This is a genomic window from Candidatus Poriferisodalis sp. (assembly GCF_965208895.1).
Taxonomy (GTDB): domain Bacteria; phylum Actinomycetota; class Acidimicrobiia; order Acidimicrobiales; family Poriferisodalaceae; genus Poriferisodalis.
The window spans coordinates 505,256-517,929 of sequence record NZ_OZ242363.1; the positions used below are offsets into that span (position 1 = coordinate 505,256).

At 66.7% G+C, this 12,674-nt stretch carries 12 protein-coding genes and 3 pseudogenes; 12 read left to right on the forward strand and 3 right to left on the reverse strand.

Annotated features, from left to right (window positions below; all coding sequences use genetic code 11):
- Nucleotides 1–80: 80 nt before the first annotated feature.
- Nucleotides 81–629: pseudogene (locus ACOGJB_RS02380) on the reverse strand (IS256 family transposase); the annotation flags it as partial.
- A gap of 522 nt (nt 630–1,151) precedes the next feature.
- Here ACOGJB_RS02380 and ACOGJB_RS02385 point away from each other — a divergent pair.
- The 11 genes and pseudogenes from ACOGJB_RS02385 to ACOGJB_RS02435 all read left to right on the forward strand — a co-directional run bounded on the left by ACOGJB_RS02385 (nt 1,152) and on the right by ACOGJB_RS02435 (nt 9,064).
- Nucleotides 1,152–1,286 (forward strand): hypothetical protein, encoded by a 135-nt coding sequence (locus ACOGJB_RS02385; RefSeq protein ID WP_419839232.1) that lies wholly within the window; start codon nt 1,152–1,154, stop codon nt 1,284–1,286.
- On the forward strand, nt 1,243–1,833 hold the full coding sequence (locus tag ACOGJB_RS02390) for a hypothetical protein (RefSeq protein ID WP_419839233.1): 591 nt from the start codon (nt 1,243–1,245) through the stop codon (nt 1,831–1,833). Before ACOGJB_RS02385 ends, ACOGJB_RS02390 begins: the two co-directional genes overlap by 44 nt.
- A complete protein-coding gene (locus ACOGJB_RS02395; RefSeq protein WP_419839234.1) occupies nt 1,830–2,099 on the forward strand; it encodes a hypothetical protein in 270 nt (89 codons plus the stop codon). The genes ACOGJB_RS02390 and ACOGJB_RS02395 overlap by 4 nt, the downstream gene beginning before the upstream one ends.
- A 356-nt stretch (nt 2,100–2,455) precedes the next feature.
- The gene (locus ACOGJB_RS02400; protein WP_419839235.1) at nt 2,456–2,650 is read left to right on the forward strand and encodes a helix-turn-helix transcriptional regulator; all 195 of its coding nucleotides are present in this window, start codon (nt 2,456–2,458) and stop codon (nt 2,648–2,650) included.
- A 229-nt stretch (nt 2,651–2,879) separates the two neighbouring features.
- On the forward strand, nt 2,880–4,013 hold the full coding sequence (locus ACOGJB_RS02405; RefSeq protein WP_419839236.1) for an aromatic ring-hydroxylating oxygenase subunit alpha: 1,134 nt from the start codon (nt 2,880–2,882) through the stop codon (nt 4,011–4,013).
- Nucleotides 4,010–5,038 carry a hypothetical protein gene (locus ACOGJB_RS02410; RefSeq protein ID WP_419839237.1) on the forward strand — a complete coding sequence of 343 codons (1,029 nt, stop codon included), beginning with the start codon at nt 4,010–4,012 and terminating at the stop codon, nt 5,036–5,038. Before ACOGJB_RS02405 ends, ACOGJB_RS02410 begins: the two co-directional genes overlap by 4 nt.
- A gap of 6 nt (nt 5,039–5,044) precedes the next feature.
- A pseudogene (locus ACOGJB_RS02415) lies at nt 5,045–5,428 on the forward strand (FAD binding domain-containing protein); the annotation flags it as partial.
- 34 nt (nt 5,429–5,462) lie between these two features.
- On the forward strand, nt 5,463–7,532 hold the full coding sequence (locus tag ACOGJB_RS02420; RefSeq protein WP_419839238.1) for a xanthine dehydrogenase family protein molybdopterin-binding subunit: 2,070 nt from the start codon (nt 5,463–5,465) through the stop codon (nt 7,530–7,532).
- Complete coding sequence (locus tag ACOGJB_RS02425; protein ID WP_419839239.1) at nt 7,529–7,657, forward strand: hypothetical protein; 129 nt, start codon at nt 7,529–7,531, stop codon at nt 7,655–7,657. The genes ACOGJB_RS02420 and ACOGJB_RS02425 overlap by 4 nt, the downstream gene beginning before the upstream one ends.
- 68 nt (nt 7,658–7,725) lie before the next feature.
- Nucleotides 7,726–8,343: pseudogene (locus ACOGJB_RS02430) on the forward strand (CoA transferase); the annotation flags it as partial.
- Between the two features lie 97 nt (nt 8,344–8,440).
- A complete protein-coding gene (locus tag ACOGJB_RS02435) occupies nt 8,441–9,064 on the forward strand; it encodes a VOC family protein (RefSeq protein WP_419839240.1) in 624 nt (207 codons plus the stop codon).
- 42 nt (nt 9,065–9,106) lie between these two features.
- Here ACOGJB_RS02435 and ung read toward each other — a convergent pair whose 3' ends face one another.
- Both ung and ACOGJB_RS02445 read right to left on the reverse strand, forming a co-directional pair.
- The gene (gene ung / locus ACOGJB_RS02440; RefSeq protein ID WP_419839241.1) at nt 9,107–9,772 is read right to left on the reverse strand and encodes a uracil-DNA glycosylase; all 666 of its coding nucleotides are present in this window, start codon (nt 9,770–9,772) and stop codon (nt 9,107–9,109) included.
- A 25-nt stretch (nt 9,773–9,797) separates the two neighbouring features.
- Nucleotides 9,798–10,883 (reverse strand): phosphotransferase family protein, encoded by a 1,086-nt coding sequence (locus ACOGJB_RS02445; protein ID WP_419839242.1) that lies wholly within the window; start codon nt 10,881–10,883, stop codon nt 9,798–9,800.
- 199 nt (nt 10,884–11,082) lie between these two features.
- Between ACOGJB_RS02445 and ACOGJB_RS02450 the strand changes: the two genes are divergently transcribed.
- Nucleotides 11,083–12,555: a pyridoxal-dependent decarboxylase gene (locus tag ACOGJB_RS02450; RefSeq protein WP_419839243.1), complete on the forward strand. Its 1,473-nt coding sequence runs from the start codon at nt 11,083–11,085 to the stop codon at nt 12,553–12,555.
- Nucleotides 12,556–12,674: the final 119 nt, after the last annotated feature.

A 12,674-nucleotide genomic window follows, 5' to 3' on the forward strand; every position in this document is an offset into this window, starting at 1 on the left:
CCCGGATCGCCGAGGGCAGGCCCTTGAGGCCGTCGCAGCACACGAACCGACGCGTCGGCGAGGCCGCGGTTTCGCAGCTCGGTCAGCATCGTCGCCCATTGGGTGGCGCCCTCGCCGCCTGACGGGCCCAGCCACATGCCCAAGACGTCGCGTTCGCCCCCGAGATCCACGCCTATGGCCACATAGACGGGCCTGTTCGCGACCTGGGAGTCAAGGGCCTTGACGACGATCGCGTCGAACCCAGCACCGCATAGACCGGATCGAGCGGTGCGGTTCTGCCACGCCGCCATGTCAGAGACGATCCCCTCGGTGATCTTCGAGATCGTCTCCCGGCTCACCGAGGTGTCATAGATCTCTTCGAGATGAGCCTGGATCTCCCCGGTGGTGAGCCCCTTCGCGTACAGCGAGATCACATTGCCCGACAAGCCGTCCAGCCGGCGCCGGTGCTTGGGCACCGTCACGGGCTCGAACGTGCCCGCACGGTCACGAGGCACCCGAAGGTCGACCTCGCCGATCTCGGTGGTGACCGTCTTGGGGGTCGACCCGTTGCACAAGTTGCCCGACCCGCGGCCCTCGACCGCGTGACGCTCGCAGCCCAGATGCTCGCTCGTCTCGACCTCCAGGCCGATCCGGGGGCACCTGGCGCACCAGCCCCGTCAAAAGACCGCCGTCGCCGGCCGGCTCCACGCCCTCAGCGCGTGCCTGGGCCACCAAAAGCTCGGCCCAGTCGGTCATCGCCGTCTCGCCGACGGCCTCTCCCGCCGACACAGCCGACATATTCTGATCAGCCGCAGACATGATCCTTCCCGGCCCCCAGCACCCAGCCAGGGACCCTCAGACCACGCCGCTTACACAAACTTTCCGAGTGTCACTGTTGATGTCGCCGGGGCTCCCAGCCAGGGGGCTGCGGTCCGGTCCTGCGCTCGGCGATGACTCCACAATCTTTTGGCCTTGTGCCTGTTGTCTGACCTGTCGCGTCGAGCGTGGGACCCGCAGGAGCGCTCCTGTCCAGTAGGGAGCCTGACTGTGGCGACTCGGTTGTGACGAAGCGCCCCTGCCGTTCGGGGACCCACCGGAACATCACTTCCAGCAGGAGCACCCTATGACAGAGCCAGTCGGCGGATATCGACCCCCACCAGGACACCTTCACCGTGGAGATCGTCGACCCTCACGGCGTGGAGATCACCCACGACACATTCCCGAACACCGCCGCCGACTACGGCGCCGCGATCGACCTGCTCGATGAGCACGGCGTCGAGCGAGTCGGCGTGGATTGCAGCGATTGATCATTTCCTCGTGCTTACCGGGGTTACCACTCGCGAGTTGACCGAGAGCGAGCGGCAGGCGCTCGAAGGTATTCACGATGCGCTACAGAATCTCTGGGAAGAAGCGCCTAACCCTGCAAAGGCAGCCGCCTTGGGCGTGGCATGCTTCTTCTTGATACCTGTTGAGGAGGGGGCGAGCGTTACGCCTGCCAACGCCGCCGTGACGGTAGCAGCAGTTGCAACGTGTAGCGCCGCCCTTCAGTCGTTTTCTGACTCCTTCTCAGACTCGGGCAACGATGAAGACAGCGACGACAGCCCAAGCGACGACAGCCCCGACGGCGACAGCAGCGGCGACGACAGCGGCGAGCAGGACCCGAGCGACCAGAAGAACGTCAACAACGCCAAGGACCAGAACGACGGCGATTCGGACAAGTTCACAGACGCCGCCTGCACCGAGGCAATGGAGGACTTCAACAAGACCGGCGACCTTGACGCGTTGACGGACTTTCTCAACGAATGGGTCTGCCACCACGGCGATGGCACCCCGACGACGGGAACCTGCGAGTGAGCGCCGCGAACTACACTGACACCATGAAGACATCTCGACAGCGCGACTGGCACAAGGTGCGTCGCAACATCTTCGTGCTCACTGGGGCTTTCGCTTTCGTTTTGATGTTTGAACAGGTAGGCAATCCGCTGTCGCTTGCAGGGCCGGTTCTCAAGCCCGTGCTCGCGCTGCTGCTGTTGACGGTTCTGTTCATCTACCGCCAGAAGACTCTCAAACGTCGTGCGGAGCGAAGCGCTGTCTCGGAAGGCTTGGCGGATTCGGGCTAGGCGAGTCCCTGCGCCTAGTCGGCGCTGGAACTTTGGGGAACCCGTCGGCTCCGGTCGGCGGGTTCTCTGCTGTATGACCTACAGGGACACGCTGAGAGCGGGCTTCGACGCCTAGAAACGGTCCTAACGCAATGTCCTGACTGGCAGAGAAAGCCCAGTAACTATGCGGGTTAGCTCTGCGGGTTGGAGGTGCTGTTGCGGGTCGTCGTTGGTCGCGTGAGGAGCCGTGAGCGCTCGGCATCGTTGGAACCGTCAGCTGAAGCAGCAGACGCCGAGACGCTGCTCGGCGCGATCGGCAGGCTGCGAAGTCGAGCGCGCCGGTCGGGCTGGACCGTCGCCCGCGCACCCGCTGAACGGTGAGCGCAGCCGACGACGTGTCGCTGCTCACCCGGCAGCAAGTCGAAGAGCGCTGCGCGATCAGCCGAAGCCAGATCTACAAGCGCATGGAACTGGGGGAGTTCCCGCGCCCGGTCTACGTCGGCGCGGCGGCCCGCTGGCGCAGCGACGAAGTGGCCGAATGGATCGACTCGCTCCCGCGCCGAGGGAACTGAACCCTTCGCTGCTTCGGGTGCTGTTTGGGGTAACGAATAGGTAACTGACGGGTTGCACTAGTGCTGACCTGCGGGTATCGGTTTCCCTTAGCGTCCACCCGAGAGACTCGTCAGGAAGTCCCGGCCCCCGCCCGCAGGTTCGTCGGCTTCGTCGTTGAGCCGGTGCCCTACTAAGTTTCGGGCTGCGCGGTGAATTCCGCGATGCGGAACCGCGGAAACGGGGGACGTGATGTCAGATTCGGCTGGGGTCGATCCGAGCGGCACCAGGGCTGCGCTGGACCAGGCAACCCATGCGCCGGGCGCCATCTATGCCAGCCCGGAGATCTTCCGCCGCGAGGTGGCCGAGTACTTCAAGCGCGAGTGGCTCTACGTAGGACGGGTCGAGGAGCTGGCCGAGCCCGGTGACTTCATGGCGCTGCGTCTGGTCGACGAGCCCGTGCTGCTGTCACGCGATCGAGACGGTCAGCTCCACGCCAACTACAACATGTGCGTCCACCGAGGCGTCGAGATCGCATACGGATCGGGCAATCTCAAGGCGTTCAGCTGCCCGTACCACGGCTGGGTCTACGGCCTCGACGGCCAGCTCAAGGGCGCCGCCTACATGGCCGAGACCAAGGACTTCGACGTCGCCGACTGCGCACTGACCCCCCTGCAGCTCGACGTCTGGCGGGGCAACATCTTCATCAACTTCGACCCTGATGCCAAGCCGCTGGCTGACGCGATGGCCGTGATCGACGACGAGTTCGCTTTCCTCGGGTGGGAGAAATGCCGCCTCGGCAACAAGCTCGAAATCGACCTTGCGTGCAACTGGAAGTTCGTGCACGAGAACCTGATGGACTTCTACCACGTCGGTGTTCTGCACGCGGGAAGCTTCGGCGCCAACTTCAAGTTCCAGCCCGACGACGTGAACGTCAAGCCCGACGGCGGTCTGTCGATCTTCTACAACGCCGGCCCGCCCACGCCGGGGGCCGAGCCGCTGCTCGGCAAGATGCCGTGGCTCGAAGACAGGCCGCACAGCTTCGCCTGCACTGCGTACAGATCACCCAACCTGACGTTCTTCGGCCGCATCGACTGCATCCGGCCGATGGTCGCGTGGCCGATCGACGAGGGCCGCACCCGGGTGGTCATCTACCACCTGTTCCCCGAGGAATTCTTCGACCGGCCAGACTTCGCCGAGACGCTGAAGATCTACCACGACTACCAAATCCTGGTACTCGAAGAGGACCGGGTGATGATCGAGTCGATGCAAAAGGCGATGAGCTCGCCCGTCTACCGGCCCGGGCGCATGAGCACCCTGGAGAAGGGCGTTCACAACTTCCTCAACGGCTATCTCGACCGCGTCATCGGCGGAACCACCCCATGACCGCCGCACTCGCCCGCGCAGCCGACGTGCTGATGCGCGACTACATGGCCTTGGAACCCGACGAGACCGTCCTCATCACCGCCGACACTGACAGCGACGAGGCGGTTTGGCAGGCGGTGCTTCAAGCATCATTGCTGGCGGGTGCCAACGCATCGGTCCTGCTGATGCCGCCGCTTCCGTATCAGGGCCGCCTTGCCGACCCGTACCTCACTCCGGCGGTTTCGGCCGCGGCGCTGGCCGCAGACGTGTGGATCGACTTCACGTTCCCCTACCTCGCTGGCTCGGGGCTTCACGATCAGGCGATGGAGGGCAACCACATCCGCTACCTGCTGGGTGCCGACCTGAACGCCGGTGGCCTGTTGAGGCTGTTCGGGCGGGTCGATCTCGACCAATACTTCGCCGTGCACCATGCCTTCGACGCGCTGGTGAATGAAGCAGTCGGCAAGACCGTGCGCATCACCGACAACGCCGGCACCGACGTGAGCTTCGCCCTCGGTCAGCGTGGATTCTCCAAGCCACGACGAGCCGACAAGCCAGGGACAGTCTTGATACCGGGCCAATGCACGCTGTTCCCCGATGTCGAGACGGTGAAAGGCCGCATCGAGGTCGGCGCCATTTTTCACGAGTACTACACGCCGCTCGCTGCACCCATGAGCCTCGAGATCGACGGCCGCATCCGTGCGATCGGGGGCGGAGGCAATGAGCGATTTGTGGCCGACCGAGCGCTGCGGCGGGCGGGCTCCGACGGCGAGTACGGGTATGTCATCCACTTCACCCACGGCATCCATCCCACGGCCCGTGTCACCGGCAACTCGTTCATCGAGGACACCCGGGCCCAAGGCAACAACGCCATCGGCATGGGCATGCCGTGGTGGGATCCCGGCGGCGGCGAGAACCACCCCGACGCCGTGTTGTTTCTGCACACGATCGACATCGACGGCCGACGTGTCGTCGAAGACGGTGCCATCGTGGGACCCGAGTCGCTGGTGGCTCTCACGGCCGAGCTGCACCCCGTCGTCGGCTGAGTCGCCGTGAAGCCCGCACCGTTCTCATTTGTCGCACCGGAGTCGCTCGACGAGGTCGTCGAAGCCCTGGCCCGCCACGGCGATGACGCTCGGATTCTCGCCGGCGGCCAGAGCCTGGTTCCGCTCATGAATCTCCGGCTGGCCCGACCCGAGGTGCTCGTGTCGATCAACCGCTGCCGGGAGCTCGACTACATCGCTGTCTCCGGCGATCGCCTCGTCGTCGGTGCGCTCGTGCGCCAGATCGATGCCGAGACCGACCCGCTGGTCGCCGCCGAGTGCCCGCTGCTGGCTCAGGCGCTCCCCTACATCGGGCTGCCCGCCACACGCAACCGGGGCACGGTCTGCGGCAGCCTGGCCCACTGCGACCCGCTCGCGGAGCTGCCGGCCGTTGCACTCGCGTTGGAGGCCGAGCTCGTGCTCACCAGTGCCGCCGGCGAACGTCGGGTCCCGCACTGTCGGGCAAGGCACTGTCGGACAAGGCGCCGTCGGGCAAGGCGCCGTCGGGCAAGGCGCCGTCGGGCAGGGCACCGTTGGGCAGAGCGTCCTGCGTCGAGAGGACGACTACCTCCTGCGAGGCCAGGGCCGCTTCGTCGACGATCTGCCCGCGCCGCTCAACACCTTGCACCTCGCCTTCGTCCTGAGCCCCTACGCCCACGCACGGATCCTGTCGATTGACGTGAGCGAGGCATGTGCGCTCGACGGCGTTGTCGACGTTTTCACCGGCATCGATCTCGCAGCAATGGTGAAGCCGATCGCTGCTCAGATCGAGCTTCCCGGCTACAGCTTCAACACCCGCGACGTGCTGGCAATCGACGAAGTCCGCTTTGCGGGCGAGGCAGTGGCCGTGGTCGTGGCCGAGAGCGCGTACCTCGCCGAAGACGGCGTCGAGCTGGTCGACGTCGACTACGAGCCGCTTCCTGCGTTGACCGAGATCGGCGAAGCGACCGATCCCGGCGCCCCGCAGGTCAATCCGACAGTGCCGGGAAACGTCTACTACGAGGGTCGATTCGCAACCGAGGGCGTGGACGCCGGCTTCGAGGCAGCGGCCCATGTCATCTCCGAAGACTTCCACTCGAACCGTGTGACCGCTGTCCCGATCGAACCCCGAGGGTGTCTTGCCGTGCCCGAGCATGCGGGGAATCTCGTCTTCTATTCCTCGACCCAGATACACCATCTGCTGCGGACTGCCCTGGCCGAGTTCCTCGACGTCGCGGAGTCAACCCTGCGGGTCGTGGTTCCCGACGTCGGCGGCGGATTCGGCATCAAGGCGGCCCTCTACCCCGAAGAGTTCGTCTGCGCCGCGCTCGCCCTGCGTCTTCGCCGGCCCGTCAAGTGGATCCAGGACCGGTACGAAGCCCTGCTCACCGATGTGCACGCCCGTGACAACCACTACCGGGTGCAGGCCGCGGTCGATGACGACGGCATCGTCCTCGCGCTGAAGGCCGAGATTCGGACCAACGGCGGCGCCTACTCAGCGCTGCCATTCGGCTGCACGCTCGAGACCACTGGCGGCGCCCGCATGATCGTCGGGCCGTACCGGATCACCGAATACACCTACACGGCCACCGCCGTCGCCACCCACACCGCGCCGGTGCTGGCGTATCGGGGCGTGGCCCAGCCGGTTTGCTTCATGGCGATCGAGGGCATCATGGACCGGATTGCCCGCCGGCTCGAGCTCGATCCAGCCGAGGTTCGGCTGAGAAACATGGTGCCCACCGCAGAGCTTCCGTGGACCAACATCGTCGGCGTCCGCTACGACACCGGCAGCTTCGTCGAGTCGCTCGAACAAGCGATGGAGATGGCGAACTACGACGAGTTCCGCGCCCGCCAGGAGGCCCAGGGCCGACTCGTCGACGGCAAGTACCGGGGCATCGGCATCTGCACGTTCACCGAGGTGAGCGGGACGGGAGCCCCAGGGTGGCGTGCCCGCGGGCTGACCCGTCTGCCCGGATTCGACAGCGGGACGATCAAGGTGGAGCCCACCGGCAAGGTGACAGCCTTCGTGAGCCACGCTCATTCAGGGCAGGGCCACTTCACGACATTCGCGCAGGTCGTCGCCGACGAGCTCGGGGCCCGATTGGAAGATGTGACCGTCGTCGAGGGCGACACCGCGGCGGGGCCGTATGGCACGAACACCTTCGCCAGCCGCAGCGCAGTGACGGGCGGCGGGGCGCTGATACGGGCGTCGGAGAAGGCCAGGCTGAAGCTGGCGCGGCTCGCCGCGGCGATGCTCGAGTCGACTCCGGAAGACATCGTGGTCGCCGGCGGCCGGTTGCACGTCGCCGGCGTGCCGAGCCGGGCCCTTTCGTTCGGGGAAGTCGCCGAGACGGCGTACGCGATGAACACCTTCGATCTTCCCGAAGGCGAGAGCTTCGGCATCGAGGAGACCGACTTCTACGATCCGCCCTTGGTGACCATGGCCAATGCCACCCACATTGCACAGGTGCGGTCGATGTCGTCGGCGGGTTCAAGGGCGTCGGGGAAGGCGGCTTGATCGGGGCGGTGCCCTCGATCGTCAACGCAGTCGCCGACGCTCTGTCCGATCTCGGCGTCAACGTCAACACCAAGCCGCTTCGGCCCGCGCTGCTGTCACGCCTCATCCGAGAAGCCGGAAGCTGACCGCACCGTCGCCGCCGGGCAGCAGAACACTGAGCCCAGGGCCGTAAGCGAATAGGTTCGGCGGGCGTATGACGCTGCTGTCGCCGTATCGAGTGCTCGACCTGACCGACGACCGGGGGCACCTGGCGGGATTCATCCTGGCGAGGCTGGGAGCCGAAGTGATCGCCGTCGAGCCGCCCGGCGGCACGCCGGTGCGGCGGCTGGGGCCGTTCGATGCCGGAGGCAACTCGCTCGTGCACTCCCCCTATGCACGGGGCAATAAATCTGTCGAGCTCGATATCGCCACACCCGACGGCGCCGATGCCCTGCGGCGGCTCGTGGCCGGTGCCGACGCGCTGATCGAATCAGGCGATCCGGGCGAGATGGCGTCGCTCGGCCTCGGGCCCGAAGCACTTGCCGAGATCAACCCCGCACTCGTCATCGCCTCGATCTCGCCGTTCGGCCAGACCGGTCCCAAGGCCGGCTGGGCAGCCACCGATCTCACCGTGTGGGCATCGGGCGGCCCCATGCACATGTGCGGCGACGAAGACCGGGCCCCGCTGGGCGTCGGCGTGCCCCAAGCGTTCCTCCATGCCGCCGGCCAGGCCGCTGCAGCAGTGACGCTCGCATTGGTGGAACGCAACCAGTCAGGGCTGGGCCAGCACATCGACGTGTCGGCGCAGGCCGTGGCGATGAACTCGACCATGTCGTCGGTGCTGTGCTCGCTGGTCGGTGCGCCGCTGACCCTGCGAGGCGGCGGCGGCAGGCGCAGACGGGTCTGCCGCCCGTGGCTAACGTGCCCGCATGGCAGCCATCGATCACATCGTTTACGCAGCACCGAACCTTGCAGCCGGGACTGCAGCCGTCGAGGCGCTGGTCGGCATGTCGGCCGCACCGGGCGGGCCTCATCCGGGGATGGGCACCCGCAACACGCTCATGTCCCTCGGCGACGACGTCTACCTCGAGATCATCGCCCCCGACCCCGAGCAGCCCGATCCGCCGCACGGCCGCCCATTCGCCATCGACGCCATGAGCGAGGGCCAGCTCATCACGTTCGCCGTGCATGCATCTGAGGGCGAGACCATCGAAGATGTGACCGCCGCCATGGCCGCCTGCGGTGAGGATCCAGGCCCGATCTCGGCGATGAGCCGGGTGAAGCCCGACGGCGAGGAGATCCACTGGTCGCTGACCATGTCTGCCGGACCTGGGCTGGTCCCCTTTGTCATCGAGTGGGGCAACACCACCCATCCGGCGACGGTCACGCCGACCGGCTGCACGCTCGTCTCGCTCGCGGGCACGCACCCCGATCCGGACCACATCAAGGCGCTGCACAGCACCATCGGCATCGACGTGGACGTGACCGCAGGCGACACCGTCAGCTTCGAGGCAACGCTCGACACCCCCAACGGCCGCGTCACCCTGCGCTGAACCCTCGTCCGACGCCGAGCGGTACCCCACCGTTCGAGCTGGCTAACCGCTCAGGCTCCAGTCGATGGGCTGGCGGCCGGCGGCTGCTAGAGCGGCGTTTGCGCGGCTGAAGGGCTTGCTGCCGAAGAACCCGTTGTGCGCGCTGAGCGGTGACGGGTGGGCCGACTCGATGACGACGTGGCGAGTCAAGTCGACCAGCGATTTCTTGCGGCGAGCGAATGCGCCCCACAGGATGAACACGACCCGCTCGGGCTTTGCGCTGACGGCGCGGATCACCTCGTCGGTAAACGTCTCCCAGCCGGCCGAACGATGCGAAGCCGCCTGGCGGGCACGCACCGTCAGGAATGCGTTCAGCAGCAGCACTCCTTGACGCGCCCAGCCTTCGAGGTTGCCGTGCGACGGCGGCTCGATCCCGAGGTCGTCACGCAGCTCGGCGAAAATGTTCTGCAGCGACGGCGGCTGGGGAACGCCGCGGGGCACCGAGAAGCACAAGCCGTGAGCCTGGCGAGGGCCGTGGTACGGGTCCTGACCCAAGATCAGCACCTTGACCTCGGCATAGGGCGTCAGGTGCAGCGCCGCGAAGACCTGGTCCTGCGGCGGGAACACCGGCCCTTGGGCGCGCTCGTCTGCGACGAACTGCTGCAGGACCGGCCAGTAAGGCTTGGAGAACTCGTCCCGCAGGATCGGATTCCAGTCGGTGCGCGGCATCGCCGGTCTGCCGGGCCCCGCAGCGCTAGGAGATCGCCGCAGCCGCAGCGGCGGACAGCTCGATGCCGCGGCCGATGCGAGCCCGGTACAGGTCCAAGTCGACATCGTCGGCGGGCTTTTGGCCGCGCATGTAGCGGGCGTACACGCCGTGGATGATGCACGCCGATTTCCAGTGGTTGAAGCTGACGTAGTACGACAGGTCCGACAGGTCGGCCCCGGTGCGCTGCTCGTAGCGCTCGATGAGGTCGGCGCGCCCGACGAATCCGTCCACCAGCGTCGGCGGGTCGGAACCCTCCAGGATGTCGTCGCTCGCCTCGGTCCAGCCGTTCAGCGCATACGCAAAGTCGGCCAACGGGTCGCCGAGCGTGGAGATCTCCCAATCCAGCACGGCCTGCAGTTCCCCGGCTGGATTGAACAGACAGTTGTGCAGCCCGTAATCGCCGTGCACGACCCGTGCGGGACCCTGTTCGGGTTTGCGCTCCAGCAGGAAGTCGTGCAGCTCGTGCACGACGGGAGTGTCGTACTGCGCCGATTCCGCCGAGGCCGTCCACGAGCGATACCAGGTGCGGATCTGACGCCCGACGTAATCCTCCTTCTTGCCCAGCTCGCCCAGCCCGACATCGTCGGGATCAACGGAGTGCAACGCCGCGAGCACATCCATGAACGACATGCCCACATGCGCCCGGCCGTCGGGGGTGAGGTGCTCACGGGCATCCGCGGACTCGAACATGGGCTTGCCCTCGACGTAGCTCATCACGTAGAAGTGCGCGCCGGTCACCTCGGGGCTCTCGCAGTAGCCGTATGCGATGGCCACCGGCACATCGGTGGGCCCCAGGCCGCTGATGATCGTGAACTCGCGCCCCATGTCGTGGGCCTTGGGCAGCAGCTCCCCCATCGGCGGTCGCCGCACCACTGCCGTGGTGCCGTCGGCGGCGGTCAGCTTGTAGGTGAGGTTGCTGTGGCCGCCTTCGAGCTGAGACCACTCGAACGGCGGCTCGAGGCCCTCGACGTTCTCGTTGATCCACGCCTCCACGGCCGGCACGTCGTAACCGACGACTGGCTGTGTCGATGCTGGCCCCGCTGATTCTGGGCCTCCCGCCCCGTCCGCCATCTCGTCTCCCCTCGCAACCGGTGGCGCTGCCGGGGTGCCGGCGGGCGCGCTGTGCGGCGCCATGACTTCAGCGCGCCTCGCACACACTAGGCAACGTGTGCCGCCGATGGCTGCGGGTGTGCAGCCCCGCGACAACTGTCTCGCGCGCTGAGCGAATTCGCCTCTGGTCGCCGCAACATCCGCCAGTAGCGTCGCCGCCATGGACCAGACCGATCCAGACGTGCCAGCGGCAATGACGTCGCCGCCCCCGCACATGACGCCCGACGAGTTCCGCGAGCACGGCCGGGCAGTCATCGACTGGATCGCCGACTACTGGGAGCGCATCGAGTCGCTGCCGGTGGCTTCCACCGTACAGCCCGGCGACATCAGGGCGCTGCTGCCCGACGCTGCTCCTGAGCAGCCCGAGCCGTTCGAGAACCTGCTGGCCGATCTCGACCGGGTGGTGATGCCGGGCGTCACCCACTGGCAGCATCCGGGCTGGTTCGCCTACTTCCCCGCAAACAGTTCGCCGCCGTCGGTGCTGGCCGACGCGGTGTCCGCTGGACTCGGGCTGATCGGCCTGCTGTGGTCGGCGTCCCCGGCGGTGACCGAGGTTGAGAGCCACGTGCTCGACTGGCTGGTGGATCTGTGCGCTCTGCCCGAGCACTGGAAGACGACTTCGGTGGGTGGCGGGGTGCTGCAGGGCAGTGCGTCCGACGCGACCCATGTCGCCCTGGTTGCAGCCCGTCACCGTGTGAGCGCTCGCAGCGGCCAGCCCGCCGAGCAGATGGTCGCCTACACCTCGGCGCAGGCGCATAGCTCTGTCGAGAAGGGCGCCAACATCGCAGGTTTCGGGCACGTTCGGCTCATCGAGGTCGACGAGCACCAGGCGATGCGGCCCGACGCCCTCGCTGCAGCCATCGAGACCGACGCCGCAGCCGGCTTGGTGCAGGCGTTCGTCGGCTCGACCGTCGGCACCACCGGCACGACCGCCGTCGATCCGGTGCGGGCCATCTCTGAGATTGCAATCGAACACAACTTGTGGCACCACGTCGACGCCGCCTATGCCGGCACGGCGATGATCTGCCCCGAGTTCCGTCACCACAACGACGGCGCCGAGCTGGTCGACAGCTACGTGTTCAACCCGCACAAGTGGATGATGGTGAACTTCGACTGCTCGGCGTTCTACGTCGCCGAGCGAGAGGCGCTCACTGAAGCGTTGTCGATCGACCCGCCGTATTTGCGAAACGCCCAGAGCGATGCCGGCAGTGTGATCGACTACCGCAACTGGCAGGTGCCGCTGGGCCGCCGCTTCCGAGCGCTCAAGCTGTGGTGGGTGCTTCGCAGCTACGGGGCCACAGGAATCCGGCAGATGGTGCGCCATCACGTGGCCATGGCCCAGGAGCTGGCGCGCCAACTCAACGACGACGACCGATTCGAGATCGTCGCCCCGCACCCGTTCTCGCTGGTGTGCTTCCGCTGCCGGGCCGCTGACGAGACTGACGCTGGCGCACAAGCCGCAGACCGCGCCACCGACGCGATCGCCGCAGCGGTGAACGACAGCGGCGTGGCCTACCTGACCCCGTCGAAGCTGGACGGTCGCAGCATCATCCGGGTGGCCGTTGGCCAGTCCCGAACCGATCGCGTCCAGTTGGATCTGCTGTGGAAGGCGATCAGCGAAGCCGCCGTCTAGCCGGGTTTGGAGAGAATGCACGGGTACGTGCGCCTTCCTGTTGTTGCACCAATTGTTCCCCGCTCTTGTTCGCTGTCGCTCACGGGCCGCTCGGGCCACGGCTTCGCCTATCGGCTCAG